Annotated in this window: 22 protein-coding genes and 1 pseudogene; 12 read left to right on the top strand and 11 right to left on the bottom strand. The window is 59.9% G+C overall.

Features of this window, described 5'->3' with window-relative positions; all coding sequences use genetic code 11:
• Nucleotide 1: 1 nt before the first annotated feature.
• Both NMD14_16620 and NMD14_16615 read left to right on the top strand, forming a co-directional pair.
• Nucleotides 2–574: a Crp/Fnr family transcriptional regulator gene (locus NMD14_16620; GenBank protein XEI32335.1), complete on the top strand. Its 573-nt coding sequence runs from the start codon at nucleotides 2–4 to the stop codon at nucleotides 572–574.
• A 56-nt stretch (nucleotides 575–630) separates the two neighbouring features.
• Nucleotides 631–1,086, top strand: coding sequence for a GNAT family N-acetyltransferase (locus tag NMD14_16615; GenBank protein ID XEI32334.1), 456 nt, complete (start codon nucleotides 631–633; stop codon nucleotides 1,084–1,086).
• 72 nt (nucleotides 1,087–1,158) lie between these two features.
• On the opposite strand, the gene srmB is transcribed toward NMD14_16615, so the two are convergent.
• A complete protein-coding gene (srmB, locus tag NMD14_16610; protein ID XEI32333.1) occupies nucleotides 1,159–2,382 on the bottom strand; it encodes an ATP-dependent RNA helicase SrmB in 1,224 nt (407 codons plus the stop codon).
• Nucleotides 2,383–2,501: 119 nt separating this feature from the next.
• Between srmB and NMD14_16605 the strand changes: the two genes are divergently transcribed.
• The gene (locus NMD14_16605; GenBank protein XEI32332.1) at nucleotides 2,502–3,212 is read left to right on the top strand and encodes a methyltransferase; all 711 of its coding nucleotides are present in this window, start codon (nucleotides 2,502–2,504) and stop codon (nucleotides 3,210–3,212) included.
• A gap of 236 nt (nucleotides 3,213–3,448) precedes the next feature.
• The gene (gene brnQ / locus NMD14_16600; GenBank protein ID XEI34788.1) at nucleotides 3,449–4,711 is read left to right on the top strand and encodes a branched-chain amino acid transport system II carrier protein; all 1,263 of its coding nucleotides are present in this window, start codon (nucleotides 3,449–3,451) and stop codon (nucleotides 4,709–4,711) included.
• 88 nt (nucleotides 4,712–4,799) lie between these two features.
• Here the strand turns inward: brnQ and NMD14_16595 are convergent, their stop codons facing one another.
• Genes NMD14_16595 through zur form a run of 3 tightly spaced genes read right to left on the bottom strand, consistent with a single transcriptional unit; the run spans nucleotide 4,800 to nucleotide 5,944 of the window.
• Nucleotides 4,800–5,030 (bottom strand): hypothetical protein, encoded by a 231-nt coding sequence (locus NMD14_16595; protein XEI32331.1) that lies wholly within the window; start codon nucleotides 5,028–5,030, stop codon nucleotides 4,800–4,802.
• A 4-nt stretch (nucleotides 5,031–5,034) separates the two neighbouring features.
• Nucleotides 5,035–5,496 (bottom strand): chemotaxis protein CheX, encoded by a 462-nt coding sequence (locus NMD14_16590; GenBank protein ID XEI32330.1) that lies wholly within the window; start codon nucleotides 5,494–5,496, stop codon nucleotides 5,035–5,037.
• Nucleotides 5,486–5,944 (bottom strand): zinc uptake transcriptional repressor Zur, encoded by a 459-nt coding sequence (gene zur, locus NMD14_16585; GenBank protein XEI32329.1) that lies wholly within the window; start codon nucleotides 5,942–5,944, stop codon nucleotides 5,486–5,488. Before zur ends, NMD14_16590 begins: the two co-directional genes overlap by 11 nt.
• 136 nt (nucleotides 5,945–6,080) lie before the next feature.
• Here zur and dusA point away from each other — a divergent pair, with 136 nt between their 5' ends.
• The 3 genes from dusA to NMD14_16570 all read left to right on the top strand — a co-directional run bounded on the left by dusA (nucleotide 6,081) and on the right by NMD14_16570 (nucleotide 9,033).
• Complete coding sequence (gene dusA, locus NMD14_16580) at nucleotides 6,081–7,067, top strand: tRNA dihydrouridine(20/20a) synthase DusA (protein ID XEI32328.1); 987 nt, start codon at nucleotides 6,081–6,083, stop codon at nucleotides 7,065–7,067.
• Nucleotides 7,068–7,684: 617 nt separating this feature from the next.
• Nucleotides 7,685–8,392 (top strand): chromosome partitioning protein ParB, encoded by a 708-nt coding sequence (locus tag NMD14_16575; protein XEI32327.1) that lies wholly within the window; start codon nucleotides 7,685–7,687, stop codon nucleotides 8,390–8,392.
• Nucleotides 8,393–8,604: 212 nt separating this feature from the next.
• Nucleotides 8,605–9,033 carry a DUF2753 domain-containing protein gene (locus NMD14_16570; protein XEI32326.1) on the top strand — a complete coding sequence of 143 codons (429 nt, stop codon included), beginning with the start codon at nucleotides 8,605–8,607 and terminating at the stop codon, nucleotides 9,031–9,033.
• Between the two features lie 17 nt (nucleotides 9,034–9,050).
• Here NMD14_16570 and NMD14_16565 read toward each other — a convergent pair whose 3' ends face one another.
• Nucleotides 9,051–9,800 (bottom strand): enoyl-CoA hydratase-related protein, encoded by a 750-nt coding sequence (locus tag NMD14_16565; GenBank protein ID XEI32325.1) that lies wholly within the window; start codon nucleotides 9,798–9,800, stop codon nucleotides 9,051–9,053.
• Nucleotides 9,801–9,890: 90 nt separating this feature from the next.
• Between NMD14_16565 and NMD14_16560 the strand changes: the two genes are divergently transcribed.
• The 3 genes from NMD14_16560 (at nucleotide 9,891) to NMD14_16550 (ending at nucleotide 11,780) form a co-directional block, all read left to right on the top strand.
• Nucleotides 9,891–10,340, top strand: a complete 450-nt coding sequence (locus NMD14_16560) for a copper chaperone PCu(A)C (GenBank protein XEI32324.1) — start codon at nucleotides 9,891–9,893, stop codon at nucleotides 10,338–10,340.
• A 95-nt stretch (nucleotides 10,341–10,435) separates the two neighbouring features.
• A complete protein-coding gene (locus NMD14_16555) occupies nucleotides 10,436–11,068 on the top strand; it encodes a TIGR04219 family outer membrane beta-barrel protein (protein XEI32323.1) in 633 nt (210 codons plus the stop codon).
• Between the two features lie 31 nt (nucleotides 11,069–11,099).
• The gene (locus NMD14_16550; GenBank protein XEI32322.1) at nucleotides 11,100–11,780 is read left to right on the top strand and encodes an SDR family oxidoreductase; all 681 of its coding nucleotides are present in this window, start codon (nucleotides 11,100–11,102) and stop codon (nucleotides 11,778–11,780) included.
• A gap of 91 nt (nucleotides 11,781–11,871) precedes the next feature.
• Here the strand turns inward: NMD14_16550 and NMD14_16545 are convergent, their stop codons facing one another.
• Nucleotides 11,872–13,596, bottom strand: a complete 1,725-nt coding sequence (locus tag NMD14_16545; protein ID XEI32321.1) for a proline--tRNA ligase — start codon at nucleotides 13,594–13,596, stop codon at nucleotides 11,872–11,874.
• Between the two features lie 274 nt (nucleotides 13,597–13,870).
• Between NMD14_16545 and rlmD the strand changes: the two genes are divergently transcribed.
• Nucleotides 13,871–15,223, top strand: a complete 1,353-nt coding sequence (gene rlmD, locus NMD14_16540; GenBank protein ID XEI32320.1) for a 23S rRNA (uracil(1939)-C(5))-methyltransferase RlmD — start codon at nucleotides 13,871–13,873, stop codon at nucleotides 15,221–15,223.
• 82 nt (nucleotides 15,224–15,305) lie between these two features.
• Here the strand turns inward: rlmD and NMD14_16535 are convergent, their stop codons facing one another.
• From NMD14_16535 to NMD14_16525, 3 genes are read right to left on the bottom strand one after another with little or no spacing between them, the layout of a single operon-like run.
• Complete coding sequence (locus NMD14_16535) at nucleotides 15,306–15,872, bottom strand: ABC-type transport auxiliary lipoprotein family protein (protein XEI32319.1); 567 nt, start codon at nucleotides 15,870–15,872, stop codon at nucleotides 15,306–15,308.
• Nucleotides 15,869–17,518, bottom strand: a complete 1,650-nt coding sequence (gene pqiB / locus NMD14_16530) for an intermembrane transport protein PqiB (GenBank protein XEI32318.1) — start codon at nucleotides 17,516–17,518, stop codon at nucleotides 15,869–15,871. Before pqiB ends, NMD14_16535 begins: the two co-directional genes overlap by 4 nt.
• Nucleotides 17,511–18,782: a paraquat-inducible protein A gene (locus NMD14_16525; protein ID XEI32317.1), complete on the bottom strand. Its 1,272-nt coding sequence runs from the start codon at nucleotides 18,780–18,782 to the stop codon at nucleotides 17,511–17,513. The genes pqiB and NMD14_16525 overlap by 8 nt, the downstream gene beginning before the upstream one ends.
• A 176-nt stretch (nucleotides 18,783–18,958) precedes the next feature.
• On the opposite strand from NMD14_16525, the gene hfq reads away from it, so the two are divergent.
• Entirely contained in the window at nucleotides 18,959–19,318 is a 360-nt protein-coding gene (gene hfq / locus NMD14_16520) for an RNA chaperone Hfq (protein ID XEI32316.1), read from the top strand.
• Nucleotides 19,319–19,449: 131 nt separating this feature from the next.
• On the opposite strand, the gene NMD14_16515 is transcribed toward hfq, so the two are convergent.
• The gene (locus NMD14_16515) at nucleotides 19,450–20,040 is read right to left on the bottom strand and encodes a beta-phosphoglucomutase family hydrolase (GenBank protein ID XEI32315.1); all 591 of its coding nucleotides are present in this window, start codon (nucleotides 20,038–20,040) and stop codon (nucleotides 19,450–19,452) included.
• A gap of 65 nt (nucleotides 20,041–20,105) precedes the next feature.
• Nucleotides 20,106–21,208: pseudogene (locus NMD14_16510) on the bottom strand (HDOD domain-containing protein).
• Nucleotides 21,209–21,212 lie beyond the last annotated feature (4 nt).

Genomic DNA, 21,212 nt, shown 5'->3' with positions numbered 1-21,212 from the left:
CATGCTGACTGACAGACCCCCCTTCGATTGGGCGCAGGTCGCAGATAAAGAGGAGGCCGCGCGCCTCCTCTCTTTTGCCCGCCCGCTGACCCTCAGCCCGAAAAGCAGCCTCTGGCACGCCGGCGACAGCCCGGATCTGCTGGTCAGGGTGGAGCAGGGGCTGTTGCGGGCCAAGCTGGTACTGGAGGATGGCCGCGAGTACATCAAGGAGTTCTATTGGGAAGGGGACGAGTTTCTCGACTTTCACCACCTGCTCAGTGGCGAGCCGGCCCGCTACAGTGTGGAGGCGCTGGAGCCCTGCCGTCTGCAGCTGTTCAGTCTGGCCGACTTGCGCCAGCTGCCCGGCTGGCCGCGCTGGTATCAGCACCTGTTGGAGGTGCAGCTGCGCATCAAGGAAGAGAAGGAGCAATTGCTGCTGACCGGCAGTCCGCAGGCGCGCTATCAGCACTTTCTCGACAGCTTTCCCGCACTCGATGCCAGAGTGCCCGACCACCAGATCGCCGCCTATCTCGGTATCACGCCCATCAGCCTGAGCCGCATTCGCAAACGGCTGAAAGAACTTAACAAAGGTTAATGCAGTGCGCTGGCGCCACGATTATGCTGGCAGGCCGAACTGATAAGGAGTTGCCGATGAACTGGATCCTGAAACCCTGGTCTGAACTGACCACTGACGAGTTGTATGAGTTGCTGGCGCTACGGGCCGAGGTGTTCGTGGTGGAGCAGACCTGCCCCTTCCAGGATCTGGACGGGCTCGATCGCCGCGAGGGGGTCTGGCACCTGCTCGGTTATCAGGGCGAACAGCTTGCTGCTTACGCGCGGATCATGGCGCCCGGTATCGGCGATGAGAGCGGCACCGCCATCGGTCGGGTGGTGACCTCGCCCAAAGCGCGCGGCGGTGGTCTCGGTCACCAGCTGATCGGCGAGGCGGTCAAGGCGTGCGAGGCGCGCTGGCCGACCCACAGCATCTGGTTGGGGGCGCAGGCTCATCTGCAGGGCTTCTACGGCCAGCACGGTTTTGTGGCGGAAGGGGAAGGCTATCTCGAAGACGAAATCCCCCATATGGGGATGCGCAGAGCCGCGGCCTGACCGCCAGGCAAGATGATGCAGCATGCAGAAGGGCCATCCCGTGGGATGGCCCTTCTCTTTATCGCTAGGCGATCACTTCTTCTTTTTCTTCTTGGCGGACTTCTTCTTGTCGACCGGCTTTTTCTTCTTCACCGGCACCCGCGCTTCCTTGTGTTTCGGGCGTAGCTCGTCGATCACCCGGCGCTTGAGGCGCTCCTCGGTGTAGCGTTCGATCTTGGCGACCATCGCCATGTCGTGGGCTTCTACCAGGCTGATGGCGCAGCCACGGTTGCCAGCGCGGCCGGTACGACCGATACGGTGGACGTAAACATCGGTGCCGTAGGGCATGTCATAGTTGATGACATGGCTGACGTTGGGCAGGTCGATACCACGGGCGGCGACGTCGGTGGCGATCAGGAAGGGCACCTCACCTTCGTGGAACTTGCGGATCGACTCGATACGCTTGCTCTGCTCCATCTCACCACGGATCCAGGCGCACGGGATGCCCGCCGCCTGCAGCTGGCCGGAGAGCTCCGCCAGACGCTCGCGGGTCTTGACGAAGACGATGGCTTTCTGGGTTTCCGGATCCTTCAGGATATGGATCAGCAGCGCCAGCTTGTGGGCGGCGTCATCGGCCAGATGGATCCACTGGGTGATGGGGCGACGTTCGCTGCGGGGCGGCTCGGCATGCAGCTCGACCGGATCGTTGAGGATCTCGTTGGCGAACTTCTCAAGGCCAGCCCCTTCCAGCGTGGCGGAGAACAGCATGGTGTGCTTGCGGTAGCGCGCTTCGGCCACGATGCGGTTCACATCCTTGATAAAGCCCATGTCCAGCATACGGTCCGCTTCGTCCAGCACCAGCACCTCGATGTCGTGGCTCTCGAACTCCTCTTTCTCGATGTACTCGAGCAGACGACCCGGGGTGGCCACTACGATATCGGTGGTCTTGGTCAGGGCAGGCAGCTGCTCTTCATGGCTGACGCCGCCGATGATGGTCTCGATGCTGAGGTTGGTGTGCGCCGCCAGCGCCTTGGCGTGGGCGGTCACCTGCAGCGCCAGCTCGCGGGTCGGGGTCAGGATCAGCATGCGGCAGGGGCCCGGCTTGCGGCGCGGGAAGTCCAGCAGGTGCTGGAGTGCCGGCAGCAGGAAGGAGGCTGTTTTGCCGGTACCGGTTGGAGCGGATGCCAGAATATCGCGGCCGTCCAGGGCTGGCTCCAGCACCATCTGCTGGATGGTAGTGGGGCGGGTGAATCCCATCTCGGCCAAGGCCCGGTTGAGGGCGGGGTGCAGGTCGAAATCATCAAAGGACTGGCTCATGGCAATACTCGGTCATTAAGGAAACGGCAGATTATAGGCGATTATCTCGTCGGCTCCTATTGGTGAGTGTGCTTTGGCCGCTATAATCGCCCACCATTTTTGCAGATGACGGGGGCCAGATGGGGCGTAGTCGCGGATTTACCTTCAAACAGTTCCATATCAATCACGATCGCTGCGCCATGAAGGTCGGCACTGATGGCATCCTGCTCGGTGCCTGGGCGCCGGTTGAACAGGCGTGTCGGGTGCTCGATATCGGCACTGGCAGCGGGCTGATCGCCCTGATGCTGGCCCAGCGCAGCAGATCTGACTGCCGTCTTGATGCGGTCGAGCTGGATATTAATGCGGCCAGCCAGGCGCGGGAGAATGCGGCGGCCTCTCCCTGGGCCGAGCGGGTGACCATCATAGAGAGTGCCATTCAGGATTATCAGGCCGCCCCCTACGATCTTGTCGTCTCCAACCCCCCCTATTTTGTGGCAGGCCAGTCATTTAGCGATCCGGCGCGGGCGTTGGCCCGTCATACCGGCGCCCTCGACAGTCGCGGATTACTGGCGGCTTGCAATCGTTTGCTAAGCCAGAATGGTCAGGTGGCGCTGGTGCTGCCGACGGCGATGGCCGATGAAATTTTATGCATCTCGGCGCATTATGATCTGCATGAGATTTGTTATACAGCTGTTATCACCAGAGAGGGTAAAGAGGCAAATCGTGTTTTATTGCTACTTGGCAGAGGATTAAGCAGGTGTGAGAGGGGTGAGATTGTGATCCATTCTGCTGATGGAGCCTATTCCGACAGATATATCCAACTGACCAGCCCCTTCTATTTGAAGATGTAAATTTCGTCTTGAACTATTTTTTCACGCCATTATGCTGGTTCCAGATCGAGCGCCCGCTCCAGACCAGCTAAAACCACTGGTTGTGATGAAAAAACACGCGGGGCTCTTTTTTTATCCCCCCTGAACACACCCGGTCAGCGACCGATAAAAACTATAACAAGCAATAAGTTACAAGACAGACGAGGTTGAACTTGACGAAATCACTCACATTGTCCGACGTGCTCGGATTGGGCTTCATGACCTTCGCGTTCTATCTGGGCGCCGGAAACATCATCTTCCCGCCATTGGCCGGTTACATGGCCGGTGAGCACCTCTCCCTGGCGATGCTGGGTTTTCTGGTGACTGCTGTGGGTCTGCCGCTTATCACCATCATTGCCGTTGCCAAGGCCGGTAACGGCTGGGCCGGTATGACCAAGCTGCTGCCTGCTGGTGTGGCAACCGCGCTGGCGGTTGCCATCTATATCATCATAGGCCCGGCCTTTGCCGCGCCCCGTACCGGTCTGGTTGCCTACGAGATGGGCCTCAAGCCGTTCATCGGTGATATGGGGCAGGCGGGTCTGACAGCCTATACCGTGATCTTCTTCGGCGTTGCCATGCTGGTCTCCATGAACCAGGGCAAACTGATGGATGCCATCGGCAAATATCTGACTCCGGTACTGATGGTACTGCTGCTGACCCTGGCGGTCGGAATATTCGTGGCGCCGCAGGGCACCATGCCGGAATCTTCCGGTGACTATCAGAACAGCCCCTTCGTAAAAGGGATCCTGGAAGGCTACAACACCATGGACACCCTGGCGTCCCTGATGTTTGGCGCCCTGATCGTCGACCTGCTGCGCCAGAAAGGCATCAACGACTACCAGAGCCAGTTTAAGTATCTGGCCATTGCCGGCCTGATCTCCGCCGTTGGTCTGAGCGTGGTATACGTTTCCCTGTTTCGTCTGGGTAATACTGCCGCCGGCGTGGCGACCGATGTCAGCAACGGTGGCGCCATCGTCAACGCTTACGTGCTGAGCCTGTTTGGTCAGCCCGGCCAACTGATCCTGGCTGCCATCATTACCTTGGCGTGCTTTACGACTGCCGTGGGTCTGATCTCCGCCTGTTCCGATTTCTTCCATAATCTGACTGGCGTGAGTTACAAGAAGCTGGTGGTGTTGCTGGGTGTAATCTGCGCCGTGGTGGCCAACGTGGGCCTGAGCCAGTTGATCAGCCTCTCCATTCCAGTGCTGGTTGCCATCTATCCGGTTGCCGTGGCGCTGGTACTGGTCACCTTCCTGAAGGGTTACTTCGGTCGTCCCCGTTTGGTATTCCGCAGTGTGCTGATCGTAGCCTTCCTGTTTGGTTGCCTGGATGGTCTGGGCGCTGCTGGTATGAAGATGAATGCGTTTGCCTTCCTGCCGCTGTTCGACAAGGGCCTTGCTTGGCTGCTGCCGACCCTGCTGGCCTGCGTCGTTGGCATCTTGGTGCGCCCAAGCGGGGAGCTGGCTGCCGAAGCGGCTTGATCTCTTGGGTTAACGAGATAGCAAAGAGGCCAGCATCTGCTGGCCTCTTCTGTTTTTGCTGTGCTCACTTTTTTGAACCGCTAACGGGTCAGATTTGCGGGTCTGTCGGCTTGGGTTTGCCATCCAGACCGTACCAGTGGGTTGCTACCCGTCCGGCATGCCACTCGAAGGTGCCCCAGGGCTGTTTGGCTTCCCAGCGCGGGAAGTTGATAAGCACCCGATTATCCTCGTATTTGTAGAGGGAGGTGCTGATCTGGATATCCGACAGGATCAACAACAGGGCCCAGCAGATGAAAATCCATTTCAATAATTTCCACATAGGGTTACTCGAAGCAGATTTCGATGGTGGCGCGGCCGTAATCTGATTCGAACGGCATCATGATCTTGGTGCCATCGGCCCGGTGGCTGATGGTGTGGTTGAGACCGGAGACGATGATGGGAGTTGCCATATCAAACTCGTAACCCTTCTCACCCAGCATCCGCTTGGCGCCACCGGTTACCATGTTGGTGATTTCACCCACCATGTCGGTCACCTCTTCGTTGATGTTGGCGGGGGCTTCCCCCAGCATGCGACGCATGATCTCCAGCGCCAGCCCCTTCTCGAAGCTGATGGAGAGAGAACCGCGGGTCTGCGGGCCGACCATGCCGATCAGGCCGGAGACATCGCCGCGCGCCAGTTCATCCATCTTGCGTTTCGGTTTACCCGGTTTGAGTTCCAGCTGTGCCATGGTCGAGAGCACATTAAGCAGGGATAGCAGGAACGGATTTACAAAATCAGCCTTCATGATGCCTTCCTACAGTGGGCGTACAGCGAGCACATTGGCCATGTGCCTCTATCGTCTTATTGGTAATAGTAAAACCATGCAAGTGGGCCTGCTCGGAAAACGCGCTATCGATCGCCGTATCGTGAAGTTCGACCACATCGCCGCACTCGTCGCAGATCAGCAACTGCATCGGATGAGCGTGATCGAAGTGGCAGCAGAAGATAAACGCGTTGAGAGATTCCACCTTGTGAGCAAAGCCCTGTTCGAGCAAAAAATCGAGTGCCCGATAGACGGTTGGCGGCTTGGCATTGGCTTCGGTTTGTTGCAGTTGGGCTAACAAATCATAGGCGCTGATGGCGTTGCCGTGTGCCGCCAGCAGGCGAAATACCTGACGTCGGGTCGGGGTGAAGCGGATCCCTCGCTGTATACAGAGTCGCTCGGCTCGTTGTAAAAGTTGGTCTTGATTCATGATCACGCAGATACCCTTTCTATTGGCTGGATACTATCACAGGGCTCCGCATGGCGCGGTGACAAAATTCATTTTCTGGGGCTGCTTCACGTTGTGATAAAATCCGCCCCTTTCTTTAGCCAACCCGGATATTTTTATGCAGGCGCAGCGTTTTTCCATCGCCCCCATGCTGGACTGGACTGATCGGCATTGCCGTTACTTTCATCGATTGATGAGTCGCCAGACCTTGCTCTATACCGAAATGGTGACCACCGGCGCCATCATCCACGGCAAGGGGGATTATCTGGGTTACAGCGAGCAGGAGCACCCCATCTCCCTGCAGTTGGGTGGCAGCAATCCGGCCGATCTGGCGCGCTGTGCCAAGCTGGCTGAGGAGCGCGGCTATGACGAGGTAAACATCAACGTTGGTTGCCCTTCCGATCGGGTGCAGAACGGCCGCTTTGGTGCCTGCCTGATGGGGGAACCGGCGTTGGTGGCTGACTGCGTCAAGGCGATGCGCGATGTGGTCGATATTCCGGTGACGGTGAAGACCCGCATCGGTATTGACGATCAGGACTCCTACGAATTTTTGCAGGCTTTTATCGAACAGGTCCGTGACGCCGGTTGCGACACCTTCATCGTGCACGCGCGCAAGGCGTGGCTGAGCGGCTTGAGCCCCAAGGAGAACCGCGAGATCCCGCCCCTCGATTATCCCCGCGTCTATCGGGTCAAGCAGGATTACCCGGAGCTCACCATCGCCCTCAACGGCGGTGTTACCTCCATGGAGCAGACTCTCGAGCACCTGCAGCATGTGGACGGCGTCATGATGGGACGTGAAGCCTATCAGAACCCCTACATTCTGGCGCAGGTGGACAATCAGGTATTCGGCCAGAACAATGCCGTGCCGAGCCGCCACGAGGTGGTGCGGATGATGCTGCCCTATATCGAGCAGGAGCTGGCCAAGGGCAACTACCTCTCCCACATGACCCGCCACATGCTGGGGCTGTTCCAGAACATGCAGGGGGCGCGTGCCTGGCGCCGTCACCTGAGTGAGAACGCCTGCAAGCCGGGAGCGGATATTCAGGTGGTGCTGGATGCCATGGCCAAGGTGCCGGAGTTTGCCAGCAGCGAGACGGCCGAATAAGCCGCTGTGCCGAGGCAAGAACCACAAAAAGCGCGTCAGTTGACGCGCTTTTTTTCGCTCTGTCGTTTCAATATCTGAACTGGTTGATCAGCCGCGAGAGATCCTGCCGCCGCTCTACCGGTAGGGTGATGCGATCGAGCGCCTGCCTGCTGTTGTCGGGGAAGTGTAATTCCCCTCATGATGGAGTTTGGTCATGTGTCGTTCTTTAAAAAGTTAAGTAACTGATAAATATCTTTTTATTGTTATTTTCAGCTAGCCTTTCCAGGGCTATTCAGTGACTCGAACTTGGCGTGGGGCAATTAATCAACACAATGAATTGATGACGTGAGGGGTAGCTTGAGCGGCTTGTCGGGGCCGTAAGCGAGTTGTGTTCCGGCGGGAATATCGGCAGCCTGGACAGCTGCACAGCCCAACAGGGGCTCCATCCGTTCATGGGTCGGATCCTTCAAATAGTGTGAAGCGGGGAGAAAACTCGGCGAGAAAAGATCGCAGACAGATGGGAAATCATGATATTCCGAGTGCTGGTCTGACCGCCAGCATTCGACTCTCATTCCCAATCGGGGTAGCAGGGTGTTGTCGGCGTTTGTGCAGTTCAATGTGGTGAGGAGTGTCAAACGATGAAAGCATGGTTATTGCTGGCCTGTGTGTTGAGCCAGGGTGCCTGGGCGTTGGCCCCGTGCCAGCGCGACACGGCGGTGGGCAACTGGTGCGAGATCGGCATCGATGCCTTGCACCCGACTCAGGGGGGCGTCGGCCAGCTTCAGGTCGATGAGACCCAAGCCACATTAGCGGGTATGAGCGCAAAGCAGCTCGACAAGTTGATGAAAAAGAAAGAGATCCCCGTAGTGATTGCGCCGGATGGCGGCTACTGGCTGGTGGACAGGCACCATTTTACCAAGGCGCTGTGGCAACAGGGCCTCACAGAGGCCCGGGTCAAGGTGATTGGCCGCCTGCAGGACAAGGCCAACTTCTGGAGCCAGATGCAGAACAATCGCTGGGCCTGGCTCAAGGATGAGAAGGGGCAGCCGCTGACCCCGGAGCAGTTGCCGACTCGCATCGACCAGCTGCCTGATTACCCCTATCGCACTCTGGCTGGATTGCTGCAGGATGCGGGCTACTTTCGCAAGGACAAGCAGGTCTATTTCGCCGAGTTTGCCTGGGCCAGCTGGCTCGGCAAGCAGATGCAGTGGATGACGGTGGACAGTGCCAATCTGGCGGCCCGTCTGCAACAGGCCAAACAGCTCGCCTGCGGTAGCGATGCAAGGGACTTGCCCGGCTATCCCGGCAAGCAGTGCCGCCTCAATCAATCCAAAACCGCGCCGTGACCGGATGTGTGATGACGCCATCCAAGCCAGGCCGGAGATAACAGAGGGCGACCCGCGGGTCGCCTTCTGTTATCCGGTGATGGCTCGCATCGCTGATTGACCTGGCACCGCCTGATAAAGCCGAGGGGAGATCCTGCACTAACCCACTGGTTGATATTTATTCTCAATTAGCAATGATAACACTCCCACCATGAAGGACTCGGGAGAGCGAAATGACATCGCAAAGTTGGCAACGATACATGCTGGAGGCGGAGCGTGCCTGGCAGGCCGGTTCGCTGGGGGCGGCGATCTGCTTTTATCAGCAGGCGCTGGGGGATGTTTACGAGATGACCCAGGTCGAGTTGACCGAGCTGGCCACCATGCGGGTCGCCACCTGTCACCGGCTGGCCGACTTCTGGCGGGCGATGGATGAGCCGACTTATGAGCTGCGCTACCTGAAACTCGCCTCCGAACTGGTGACTGCGCTGGTGCCACAATGCCCGAACCGGGAGTGCGAGGCGCTGATCAGCGAGCTGGGTTGCTGTCGCGGTGCCCTGCTCGCCCTCTTGAAGCGCCACCCCAACCCCGAAATAGCCAAACTGATCCAGTTGCAGGACAAGGTACAGGGCTGCGAGCTGATCGGCCGTTTTCGCCTCAACTGAGCGGATTTGGGCGCAGCTCAGCCCCGCCGTTTGAGCTTTTGAGCGATCCGTTGCTGCGCCTCTTCCCCTTGCAGGGCCTGCGCGAAGGCGCGCGCCTCCAGATCGATGACGAAGTGCACCGCCTGTTTGAGCTCCTGTTTCAGCAGCGCCTTGCTCTTTTGCAGCGCCCTGGGCGGTTTGGCTGCCAGCTTCAGCCCCTGCTCGCGGGCAAAGGGGAGCAACCCATCGGCCGCCACCACCTTGTTGGCCAGCCCGAGCCGCAGCGCCTCCTCGGCATCGATCGCCTCGGCCAGCAGCAACAGCTCGGCCGCCTTGAGGTGCCCCACCAGACGCGGCAGCAGCAGGCTGGAGGCGAACTCCGGCACCAGCCCCAGCTCGACGAAGGGGAGCTGCAAGCGGGCGTTATCCGCCAGATAGACCAAATCGCAGTGCAGCAGAATGGTGGTGCCGATCCCCACTGCCGGGCCGCCAACAGCGGCGATCACGGGTTTGGGGAAATCGGCCAGGGTGTGGAGGAACTGCAGTATGGGGTCGTCGGGCTCCAGTGCGCTCTTGCCCATAAAGTCGGCCAGATCATTGCCCGCGGTAAAGCAATCTTGCTGCCCCTGCAACAGCAGGACATGCACCTCTTCATCGGCCGCCGCCTCTCGCAGCACCGCCACCAGTTGCTCATACAGCTCGGTATTGAGGGCGTTGCGCTTGTCGGGGCGGTTGAGCGTCAGGGTGAGCAAGCCATCCTGCTGCTCGGCAATGAGAATGGGGGCCATGTCTAAATCCTTGTTATTGAAAGGTGCAAAAAAGGTTGCTGCTGGGGTAACCTTGGCGCCGTTTAACAACATCATAAAAGGATTTCAACCATGTTTAAACGTGCGTTTTATTCTCTGCTGGTTCTGGGTATGACGGCACCTGCACTGGCCAAGGTCGAGGCTGTCGACGGCTATGTGCGCCTGTTGCCGCCTGGCTCCCCCAACACTGCCGCCTTTATGGTGCTGAAGAATGACGCCGACCAGCCGGTCAAGCTGGTGGCGGCGGCTTCTGCTGCGGCCGGGCGTGCCGAGCTGCACACTCATCTGCACGAAAATGGCGTGATGAAGATGCGTCAGGTCGAGAATATCGAGATCCCGGCCAAGGGCGAAGCGGTGCTGAAACCGGGCAGCCTGCACATCATGCTGTTCGAGGTGGGCACGCTCTCCGAGCAGACCCCTTTCCCGCTCACCCTCACCATGGATGATGGTCAGAAGCTGGATCTGTCACTGCCGGTGAAGCCGATTGAGCCGATGGCAGAGATGAAGCATATGAAGCACTGACATTTGTCGTCGTTTGTTCAGGATTGACGCTGGGTATTTTGGCTGCACCGAGTAAAATAGTGCTCTTTTCCATGTATGCAAGAGGAAGTGACGTAATGAAAAAGACGCTGATTGCCGGTTTTGTGCTGGCTCTGTGCAGCCAGAGTGCCATGGCCGCTGACGACTGGCGTTTTGCCGCCGGTGCCGACGTATGGGCCGCCAAGGGCAGTGGTCAGGCTTATGGCACCAGTGCTGATGGCAGCTATGACGACAGCTACAACTGGAACGGCTATCTGCAGCTGGAACACGGCATCATCTTCCTGCCGAACGCCAAGTTTGAAGTCTCCGATTTCAGCACCTCCGGCGGCAACTTCAAGAACGATCTGAATGCCTACGATCTGAGCCTCTACTACCGTCTGTTCAACAACGATCTGTTCAAGATCGATCTGGGTATGACCGGCCGTCACTACGATGGCGAGCAGGTTTACGTCGGTCGCAAGGGTTATGACGAAGATACCCTGATGGCCTTTGCCGGCAGCGAAGTGAAGATCCCGGGCACCGGTATCTCTTTCTTCGGCGACCTGCGCACTCATGATGCGGACAACTATGACTACCGTCTGGGTGGCGCATACAAGTTCTCCTCCATGCCGATCAAGCTGCGTGCCGGCTGGCGTGAAGCCAAAGTAGACTTCGCCAATATCGATCAGTCTGTTAATGGTTGGTTTATGGGCGGCGAATTCACTTTCTAATCTGACCGTCAGCTGACGACGAGGAGCGATAATGGGCCACATCATAGTGACAGGCGCCGGTTCCGGTCTGGGCCGGGCCTTAACCATCGGACTGGTTGAGCGGGGCCATCAGGTTTCCATGATGGGGCGCCGTTATCAGCGACTGCAGGAGCAGGAGCAACTGCTCGGCAGCGCGGTGATCGGCATCGCCGCCGATCTGGCGCACCATGAAGAGGTCGATGTCGCCTTCGCCGCTGCGGTGGAGTGGGGCGGCTTGCCCGAGCTGGTGCTGCACTGCGCCGGCGTGGGCGAGTTTGGCCCGGTCGGTGTCTACACCGCCGAGCAGATCCGCCGGGTGGTGGAGAGCAATCTCATCTCCACCATTCTGGTGGCTCAGCAGACGGTGCGGCTCATCGGCGAGAAAGGCGGAGTACTGGCCAATGTGCTCTCCTCCGCCGCGCAGGTGGGCAAGGCCAACGAGAGCCTCTACTGCGCCTCCAAATGGGGGATGCGCGGCTTTCTCGAGTCGTTGCGCGCCGAGCTGAAAGGCTCGCCGTTGCGGCTGGTCAACCTCTACCCGAGCGGGATCCGCAGCGAATTCTGGGACAACTCGGATCACGTGGACCCGAGCGGCTTCATGACCCCGGAAGATGCGGCGGCCTATATGCTCGACGCACTGGAAGCCAGAAGCAGCTGCCACGTGACCGACCTCTTTATCGGTCGCAATCCCTGAGGCATAGCCCGCCATCCGGTTGCCGTCGTCCGCACACAGAAACAAAAAGCGCGCCAAACGGCGCGCTTTTCTATTCAGGCAAGGGGCGGAATTAACGGCCCAGCTTGGCCTTGAGCATGGCGATGATGTCGCCAATGGCCACTTCCTGCTTCTCGCCGGAGCGGCGGCACTTGTACTCGACCACGCCGTTGTCCAGACCGCGATCGCCGATGACGATGGCGTGCGGGATGCCCAGCAGCTCCATGTCGGCGAACATTACGCCCGGGCGCTCTTTACGGTCGTCGAACAGTACGTCCACACCGGCCGCTTTCAGCTCGGCGTAGAACTGCTGTGCCTGCTCGGCCACGCGCTCGGATTTGTGCATGTTCATCGGCACGATGGCCACTTCGAACGGAGCGATGGCGTCCGGCCAGATGATGCCGTACTGGTCGTTGTTCTGCTCGATGGCCGCCGCTACCAGACGGGAAACCCCGATACCGTAGCAACCCATCTCCATGGTGACGGACTTGCCGCCCTCGTTCAGTACGCTCGCCTTCATCGCTTCGGAGTACTTGGTTCCCAGCTGGAAGATGTGGCCCACTTCGATACCGCGCTTGAGCAGCAGCTTGCCCTGGCCGCACGGGCTCGGGTCGCCTTCTACTACGTTGCGCAGGTCGGCAACTTCATAGGTAGCGATGTCGCGATCCCAGTTGGCACCGGTCAGGTGGAAGCCGGTCTCGTTGGCGCCGCAAACAAAATCGCTCAGCTGGGCGGCGCTGCGATCGACGATGATGCGACCGGCAAAGCCGACCGGGCCGATGGAGCCTGCGTCGCAACCGGCGGCCGCTTTGATCTGCTCGTCGTTGGCGAAGGTCAGCGGGTTGGCTACGCCAGCCAGCTTCTCGGCCTTGATTTCGTTCAGCTCGTGGTCGCCACGCAGTACCAGTGCGATGACGGTCTGTTTGCCGTGCTCATCTTCCTCTGCCAGTACCAGCAGGGTCTTGGCGATGGCGGTCGGTGCCACGTTCAGGAAAGCGGCCACTTCGTCGATGGTGTGGACATTCGGGGTGGCAACCTTGGTCAGGGCTGCGGTGGCGGCAGCGCGCTCACCAGCCGGCGCCAGCGCTTCGGCCATCTCGATGTTGGCGGCGTAATCTGATGTGTCGGAGAAGGCGATCAAGTCTTCACCGCTCTCGGCCAGCACCTGGAATTCGTGGGAACCGGTACCCCCGATGGAGCCGGTATCGGCCTGCACCGGACGGAAGTTCAGACCCATGCGGGTGAACGCCTTGCAGTAGGCGGCGTGCATCTTCTCGTAGGTATCGACCAGAGACTCTTTGTCGATGTGGAAGGAGTAGGCATCCTTCATCAGGAATTCGCGGCCACGCATCACACCGAAACGGGGGCGGACTTCGTCGCGGAACTTGGTCTGGATCTGGTAGAGGTTGAGCGGCAGCTGCTTGTAGCTGTTCACTTCGTAACGCACCAGCGCAGTGATCACCTCTTCGTGGGTCGGGCCCAGCACGAAGGGACGGTTGTGGCGGTCGGTCAGACGGCACAGCTCGGGACCGTAGTCGTCCCAGCGGCCGGACTCCTGCCACAGCTCGGCAGGCTGAACCACCGGCATGGAGACTTCGACGGCACCAGCATTGTTCATCTCTTCGCGAACAATGTTCTCGATTTTCTTCAGTACCCGCAGACCGGTTGGCAACCAGGCATACATGCCGGAGGCCAGTTTACGGATCATCCCGGCGCGCAGCATCAGCTGGTGGCTGACAACTTCAGCGTCGGAGGGGGTTTCCTTGAGAGTGGAAAGCAGATATTGGCTGGTACGCATCGCGGTAGACCTTAGCTAGAACGGGCGCGGGGCCCAGGATAATTTCAAGGGCGGAATTTTAACAGGCTGGACGTTGCGGCCCAAGGGCTAAATTTGCCGCCGCCCGAAAGGTGGCCACGCCCGGCAGATGGCCAGAGGCAATGACCATTGCAACCAGCAGGCTTTTTATGCCTGCAATTTGGCCGGATCTCCGCTAAACTCTGCCACCTTTTCTCGATGGGCATGGCTTTGCCGGGTCCATCACCCCCATTTTTTAGTACTTTTGGAGCCGCTCATGCCGTTAGTGGGACATCAACACCAGATCGAGATCCTGGAACTGACCGACAAAGGAGATGGCAAAGGACGCCTGTTCGATCGCCCCCTGTTTGTCGAAGGTCTGCTGCCCGGTGAGCAGGCGCTGGTGGAGCTGACCGAGGTCAAGCCGAACTATCTGCACGGCAAGGTCACCGAGCTGCTCCAACCTTCTGCAGATCGGGTTGCCGATTTCTGCCCCAACACCGAGTGCGGTGGCTGTCAGGTGCGCCCGCTGGCCTATCCGGCCCAGCTCAAGCTCAAGCAGGCACTGGTGCAGAGTGCCCTGGAGCAGGTCGGGCTGGGTGATACTCCGGTCAAGGATATCCTTGGCATGGAGAGCCCGTTCGCCTATCGCAACAAGGCGCAATATGCGGTGCGTGGCTGCGATGCCGGTGCCGAGATCGGTTTTTATCGCAAGCACTCCCACGATCTCATCACCGCCGATGACTGCGCGGTGCAGGATCCGTTGCACATCGAGCTGAACGCCCGGGTGCGCAACTGGATGCGCGAGCACGACATCGCCGCCTATGACGAAGTAAACCACAGCGGCTGCGTGCGCAACCTGATGACCCGCAAGGGCTTCAAGAGCGGTGAGCTGATGGTGGTGCTGGTGACCCTGGGCGAGGAGCTGCCGTTTGAAGCCGAGCTGCTGGCGAGCTTAAGCGATCTGCCGGTTACCACCCTGGTGCAGAACATCAACGAGGAACGCACCAACCGTATCCTGGGGGCCACCAACCGGGTGCTGCTGGGCGAAGGGGTGATCCGCGACAAGATCCACGAGCTCGAGTTCGAGATCTCGCCGCTCTCCTTCTTCCAGAACAACCCGACCCAGACCGATGTGCTCTACTCCAGCGCCCTCGAGTATGCCGAGCTGACCGACAACGAAACGGTGTTCGACATCTATTGCGGTATCGGCACCATCTCCCTGTTCCTGGCAGGCAAGGCCGCCAAGGTCGTCGGGATCGAGTCGGTGGAGAGCGCCATCAGCGATGCCCGTCGCAACGCCGCCCTCAACGGCATCGAGCACACCGAATTCCACGTCGGCAAGGCCGAGCAGCTGATGCCCGAACTGCACGCGCAGGGCGTGACCGCCGATGTGGTGGTGATGGATCCGCCGCGCAAGGGTTGTGACAAGGCGGTGCTGCAGACCCTGGTCGCCATGGCGCCGCGTCGTCTGGTCTATGTCTCCTGCAACCCGCAGACCCTGGCCCGCGACCTTGCCTGGCTGGTCAAGCAGGGCTTCGTGCTGGACGAAGTGCAACCGGTCGATATGTTCCCGCACTCCATGCATGTGGAAGCGGTAGCCCGCTTGAGCCTGCCCGCCAAGGCATAAGCCGCGCCTGACTTTCGCCCATATAAAAAACGACGCCAGCTGGCGTCGTTTTTTTCTATCTGATGCACGGACAATAGCGAGATCAGCCCTGCTTGCGCACCTCGGCGGCGATCTGGTCGAGCAGCTGTTGCCAGCCCTGACCCAGTTCGTTCACCAGCGCGTTGTAGCCATCGGCCGGCAGGACCCGCTCCTGACGGAAGGGGGCATCGCGCAACACGGTGCCATCTTCCGCCAGCAGACGCCAGCGACCGCTCAGCACGGCGCTGCCGTCATGGCGGCCCTGAAAGCGCTCCACCAGAATGGTCAGCACCGGCCCCTTGCGGGCGCCATCTTGTCGTACCACCCAGCCCGGCAGGCGGGTGGATAGGCCATTGAGGGTGAGCTGGTTGAGCTGGTCGTCCAGCGCACCGGCCCAGCGATGATACTCGGTGAAGTGCAGCTCTTGCCCTTCCAGTTGATAGACCAGACTGATCCGGTCGAGCTGGCTGGCCAGCGCCACCGGGCTCAGCACCAGCTGGTGCTGCGGTTGGGCCAGGGCCGTCACGGGTTGCTGGTTGTCGGCATCGAGCGAGTAGTAGTGCAGGCTTGGCTGGCTGCTGCAACCCGCCAGTAGGCCCAGCAAGGCCAGCGTCAGGATCTCTTTTTTCATTGTTTGCCTCGCTTGGGCTCAGGGTCCGATGGATGCGCGCGATCGAAGATCAGCGAGCTGGGCTGCTCGTTGAGGGAGTGCACCAGCGGTTGCAGTTCGCGCATCAACTGATTGAGGGTCTGCACCGACTGACGCAGGTCCTGATTGGTCTGCGACTGGGCATCATAGGTCTGCAAGGTCTCCTGCAACTGCTTGAGGCTCTCGTTGAGAGAGGTCGGCAGCTGCTGGGTGGCATCCTTGGCGGTGAGCTTGTTCAGGTTGGCGCTGACTGCACTGATGTTCTTCAAGGTGCCATCCAGGGTAGTGAGTGACCCATTGACCTTGGTCAGGGTGGTCGCCATGTCCATGTCGACAAACTTGTCGAGGATGAGGTTCACCTTGCGCTCGATCTGATCCAGCCCGCCCTGTACGGTGGGGAAGACCTGATAACCAGCCAGCTTGACCTGATCAAAGCGGGGAGCCGTGGGGTAGAAGTTGAGATCGATGATCTTGCCACCGGTCAGCAGGCTCGAGGTCTTGAGGCTGGCGCGCAGCCCCTCCTTGAACTGTTTGCCAAACAGGGTACGCCACTGCTCTTTCTCTGCATTGGCGTAGCGGTGGGAGAGGCGCTGCACTTCGATGCGGGCCAACACCGGGATCTGGCGGTTCTGGAACATCTGTCCCCCTTTCTCGTCGATGAGATAGGGGGCAGAGATGACAGTTCCGACCCGGATCCCGCGGTATTCGACGGCGGCGCCCGGGTGCAGGCCACCCACGTTATCTTCGAACAGGAAAACGTAGTCGATGAACTGATCCAGACTACCGGCCAGCACGCTCGCCTCATCCTGGAACAGGGTGAATCCTTCCATCTGTTTGACCGGGTCGCCAGGCGCCCAGCCGGGTGGTAGCCCCATGGTGATGCCGCCATCGAGCAGGCTCTCCAGGGAGTCCATCTTCATTTTCATCCCTTCGCTGCTCATGGAGACCTCGAAGCCTGGCGTCATCCAGAAGCGGGAGTTGCTGCTCACCAGAATGTCGTAGGGGGCGTTGATGAAGATTTGATACTGCATCTCGCTCTTTTCCGGCAGGAACTTCGCCTCTTCTACCTGACCGATGGTGAAGCCATGATAGTTGATGGGGGAGCCTTCCCCCAGCGCGCGGGTGTCGCGACTGTGGAGGGTGAGGCGCAGCCCCTTGGCATCCAGCGAGGCGAGCGGCGGTTTGTCGAGCATGGCATACTGGTCCCTTGCTTTCCCTTTCTTGCCGGGGGCGAGCTCGATATAGGCGCCGGAGAGCAGAGTGTTCAGGCCCGATACCCCTTCCCGGCCGACCCGGGGTTTGACCACCCAGAACTGGCTGTCACCGCGCAGCATGCCGGAGGCGGCATTGGTCAGCCGTCCTTTCAGCACGGCATGGCTATAGTCATCACTCAGCTCAACGGCCTCGATGCGGCCGACGTCCACCTCGCGGGAGCGGATCACCGTCTTGCCGGCGACGATGCCTTCGGCAGTGGCGACCGTCAGGGTGAAGCTCGGGCCTTGGGAGTACCAGTGCTGGAACAGCATCCAGATGCCGATGCACAGCGCCAGCAGGGGCACCATCCAGATTGCGGCGGCAGAGCTCAGAAAGTCAGAGCCCGGTTTCCACCTTTTTTTACGCTCACTCACGTTCGCGTTCTCCTTGTTGTAAATCCCAGATCAGGCGGGAGTCGAAACTCATGGCGGCGACCATGGTGATCAGCACCACACCTGCAAATGCGACGGCCGCAGGGCCAGGGTAGATGGTCATCAGATTATCGAGCCGGATCAGGCCCGCCAGAATGGCCACCACGAAGACGTCGATCATCGACCAGCGTCCGACAAATTCAGTCATGCGATAGAGTTTGAGCTTGCCGAGGGGGGAGGTGACATTGCCGCGCTGCACCATATAGCAAAGCCAGAATAGCGCCAGTATTTTCACCAGCGGCACCACCACGCTGGCGAAAAAGATCACCGCAGCTATGGGGTAGGAGCCCATGGCCCAGAGCAGCACCACGCCGCCGAGGATGGTGGAGGGGCTGTCATCGCCGAGAAACACCGTATCCATGATGGGATAGAGGTTGGCGGGCACATAGAGAATGGCGGAAGTAAACAGCAGCGCCCAGGTGCGGTTCAGGCCGCCCGGTTTGCGGGCATGCAGGTGACCGCCGCAGCGGGAGCAGCTGTGGCTGCCCACCTCGCTCAGGGCGCCACAGATGTGGCAGCCCACCAGACCGGATTCCAGTGCGCCCGCATCCGGATCGATCTCGCGCGGTGCGGTGGGGCCGAACAGCCGCTGCCACAGCCACATCTGATCCAGCGAGGAGATCATCTTGATGAGCAGCACCGTGTAACCGACGAAAGCCCAGAACGACAACCCCATCTTGATGTCGGCCATCCCCATCAGTTTGACCAGCGAGATGAGTACCCCCACCAGAAAGACATCCACCATCAGCCAGGGCTTGATCCGGCAGAGCAGGCGCCCTAGGGAGCGCAGGGCATTGCTGTGCAGATCTTTATCGACTCGCCACAGCACCAGCATGATGGAGCCCATGTAGACCAGCGGCAGACCGATCAGGGTCAGGCTCAGCACCGCGCCGAGAAACAGATAGCCCTCATCCACCAGGGTGGTGATGCTCTGCAGAAAGGTCATCTCCTGACCCACCCCTTTGGCCGAGAAGGACATAAAGGTGAAGGCATTGGCGAGCACGAACATAATGAGCGCCGCGAAACCATAGGCGATCGGGCGCAACTCCTGCTGTGGCAGGTGGCGACTCAAGGTGTGTCCGCAACGGGGACAGCAGCTGGCCTGCCCTACCTCGAGTGGTGTGGCCGGGATCAGCAGATCACACTCTTCGCAGGCAGTGGCATCATGGACATAGGTGGTGTGGTGTTGGTGTGAAGCCGGATGCAAGATAAAACCCCAGATAAGGCCCGTGGTAGAGCCAGAGCTGGCGATTATCGCAGTTGTGCTGGTCAGCGACCAGCCCCCGGAGGCCGCTATTGCTGGCGGGGGTGAGAATGACTTTGACAAGCCAGTGCCCATTTAGCACAATCAAACGCCACTTTTTTTCCGCGGGACAATAATTTATGACAACTGAATCCCCAAGCTACTCCACCATCGAGCAAGCCTTCTCCCTCGGGAACGGGCAAGATTCTGCCCTCAACTGGTTGCGCAAGAACCGCAGTCAGGTCGCTATTTTTCTGGTGAGCGGCATCAAGCTGGAAGGCACCATCAGCGGGTTCGACCAGTACAGCGTGCTGCTGACTGATGCCCATGGTAACCAGCAACTGGTCTACAAGGCCAAAATCTCCACCATCGCCATGCACACCGGCCGTCCGCAGGTGAACATCCAGCGCGCTCGCAAGCCGCGTGTCTCCATGGCGCCACGCCCCCACGGTGCGCCGGGTCGTTATGACGACAATCAGGGCGGCGGCAACAACGAGTAATCGTCTGCCCCGTAATCTCCGTTGACGCGCCCTGCGTCAGCGGCTGACGGAACTTGCTTTCATTGTCATTCATGTCCCGTATGAGAGCCGGTTCCGGTTATCGCCCCTTGCAGGGCGATATTTTTTCTGCATTACTCCGCTATGCCGACCGGTTTCCCCTCTTTGACCATACAGGTCTGCATACCTGCCGCTTTTCCGGCCTGTACCCCGATACCGGTATCTTCAAACACCAGACAGCCTGACGGCTCGACCCCCAGCTTGCTGGCGACCAGCAGGAAGGTATCCGGATTGGGCTTGTGCAGCTCCACATCATCGGCGGTGACCACCACGGAGAAGTAGCGATCCAGCCCGGTATTGCGCAGCACTGCCTCGGCGTTGACGCGGGGCGAGCCAGTGCCGATCCCCATCGGGATGACGCCGTGATAGCGATCGACCAGCGCCTGCATGGCGGGAAATACGGTCGCCTTGTGCAGGTTAGCCACATAGTGGGCGGTCTTGCAGCGGGTCACCTCGAGCGGGTCGAGGGGGATCTGCTGCTCCTGTGCGACCAGCAGGGCAATCTTGCGGCTCGGCATGCCACCCAGTTCATAGAACCAGTCGGCATCGAAGCGAAAGCCAAACTCGTGGGCGGTGTGCTCCCAGGCCGCGAGGTGCAGCGGCATGGAGTCGACCAGGGTGCCATCAAGGTCAAAGACCAGGCCTTGGAATCCGGAAAGGGTCATGGTGCGGGTCAGTCTCTGAAAAAAGGGAGCCCATTCTAGCCAGTGGCTCCCCGGCTCGCCATCACCTAGCTGGTGAGAAACGCTTGCCCCCACATTTGCGCCTGAAAATAGACGGGGGTGAGTCTGCTCGGGTCGAGCTGATAGTGGGGGCAAGCTGCTCCAGCAGGGCCCAGTTGCCCTGTTCGTAGGTGTTGACCAGCTGGAACAGGTGAAACAGCGGCCCTTCGTGCAGTTCGATAGCGCGCTGCACGCTCTTGGGCAGGTGGGCCATCAGGGGGGCAGAGAGCATGGAGCCATCGAGGACCAGCCCAACCAGAAAGGCCCAGCTTGCCTCCGCTTTGCCCAGCGCGGTGAGGGCCATCAGCTCGCAGAAGCGTGCGCGGGCGATGGCCATGCGGGTGCAGGCCTCCGGCATATGCTGGCTCACCCGGGCCAGACCGTTGATTAGCACAAACTTGCGGATCTCCTGCTCCCCCAGATAGGAGAGAGCGCGGGGCACCGAGGTGATGGGGCTGGCATGATCGAAGCCGGGGGCGTTGACGTAGGTGAGCAGCAGGCCGGGCAGCGAGGCATCCTGCTCCAGCAGGCGGGCTACCTGGGCGAAGGAGAACTCCTCGTGGCAGATAAGCTGGAGGATCTGCTGTACCAGCGCCATGTCGGGCTGGTTGGTCCGCTGATTGACCAGCTCCGGGCGGGCGAGAAAACCGCCGGCAAAGAAGTCGACACCCGCCTCTCGCAGCGGGAGAAAATCCGCCCAGGTTTCGATATCCAGCGCCATCCGCTTGTGCTCGGTGGGCTGGCAGATCCCCTCTTCACCCATCCAGAACACCAGCAGTCGGCTGGCGCCGAACCAGCGTGGATCCCGGTTGGCACCGTGCACCGCCAGTCTGCGCCGACTGTCACGCCACTGTTCCAGCACCGGAAACGAGCTGGGCAGCCGTTCGCTCGACGCTTCAACCAGCGGGATCACATCTTGATCAAACAGCAGCGGGCGCTGTTCATCGAGCTGCTCGTGGGTGAACGGCACCAGATATTGACGCCCCTGCGCCAGCAGGCGGCAATGTTGCGCCAGTGAGGGCCATTCGGCCGGTGAGCTGAGTTGATAGTCGATGCCGTAGGCCACCAGCGCCAGACGACGATTAAAGATGGGATAGCGACGCAACAGCATGGGA

Source organism: Aeromonas veronii, from assembly GCA_041319085.1.
In the GTDB taxonomy this organism is placed as follows: domain Bacteria; phylum Pseudomonadota; class Gammaproteobacteria; order Enterobacterales; family Aeromonadaceae; genus Aeromonas; species Aeromonas veronii_F.
This window is presented reverse-complemented; position numbering and strand designations above follow the sequence as displayed.

Coding starts and splice junctions, on each gene's coding strand:
- NMD14_16535 (XEI32319.1), bottom strand. CDS start 15,872: ATGAAAAAAGAGATCCTGACGCTGGCCTTGCTGGGCCTACTGGCGGGT.
- zur (XEI32329.1), bottom strand. CDS start 5,944: ATGAATCAAGACCAACTTTTACAACGAGCCGAGCGACTCTGTATACAG.
- NMD14_16570 (XEI32326.1), top strand. CDS start 8,605: ATGACATCGCAAAGTTGGCAACGATACATGCTGGAGGCGGAGCGTGCC.
- NMD14_16575 (XEI32327.1), top strand. CDS start 7,685: ATGAAAGCATGGTTATTGCTGGCCTGTGTGTTGAGCCAGGGTGCCTGG.
- NMD14_16590 (XEI32330.1), bottom strand. CDS start 5,496: ATGAAGGCTGATTTTGTAAATCCGTTCCTGCTATCCCTGCTTAATGTG.
- NMD14_16545 (XEI32321.1), bottom strand. CDS start 13,596: ATGCGTACCAGCCAATATCTGCTTTCCACTCTCAAGGAAACCCCCTCC.
- rlmD (XEI32320.1), top strand. CDS start 13,871: ATGCCGTTAGTGGGACATCAACACCAGATCGAGATCCTGGAACTGACC.
- NMD14_16615 (XEI32334.1), top strand. CDS start 631: ATGAACTGGATCCTGAAACCCTGGTCTGAACTGACCACTGACGAGTTG.
- hfq (XEI32316.1), top strand. CDS start 18,959: ATGACAACTGAATCCCCAAGCTACTCCACCATCGAGCAAGCCTTCTCC.
- NMD14_16555 (XEI32323.1), top strand. CDS start 10,436: ATGAAAAAGACGCTGATTGCCGGTTTTGTGCTGGCTCTGTGCAGCCAG.
- srmB (XEI32333.1), bottom strand. CDS start 2,382: ATGAGCCAGTCCTTTGATGATTTCGACCTGCACCCCGCCCTCAACCGG.
- NMD14_16565 (XEI32325.1), bottom strand. CDS start 9,800: ATGGCCCCCATTCTCATTGCCGAGCAGCAGGATGGCTTGCTCACCCTG.
- brnQ (XEI34788.1), top strand. CDS start 3,449: ATGACCTTCGCGTTCTATCTGGGCGCCGGAAACATCATCTTCCCGCCA.
- NMD14_16515 (XEI32315.1), bottom strand. CDS start 20,040: ATGACCCTTTCCGGATTCCAAGGCCTGGTCTTTGACCTTGATGGCACC.
- NMD14_16620 (XEI32335.1), top strand. CDS start 2: ATGCTGACTGACAGACCCCCCTTCGATTGGGCGCAGGTCGCAGATAAA.
- NMD14_16605 (XEI32332.1), top strand. CDS start 2,502: ATGGGGCGTAGTCGCGGATTTACCTTCAAACAGTTCCATATCAATCAC.
- dusA (XEI32328.1), top strand. CDS start 6,081: ATGCAGGCGCAGCGTTTTTCCATCGCCCCCATGCTGGACTGGACTGAT.
- NMD14_16595 (XEI32331.1), bottom strand. CDS start 5,030: ATGTGGAAATTATTGAAATGGATTTTCATCTGCTGGGCCCTGTTGTTG.
- NMD14_16560 (XEI32324.1), top strand. CDS start 9,891: ATGTTTAAACGTGCGTTTTATTCTCTGCTGGTTCTGGGTATGACGGCA.
- NMD14_16550 (XEI32322.1), top strand. CDS start 11,100: ATGGGCCACATCATAGTGACAGGCGCCGGTTCCGGTCTGGGCCGGGCC.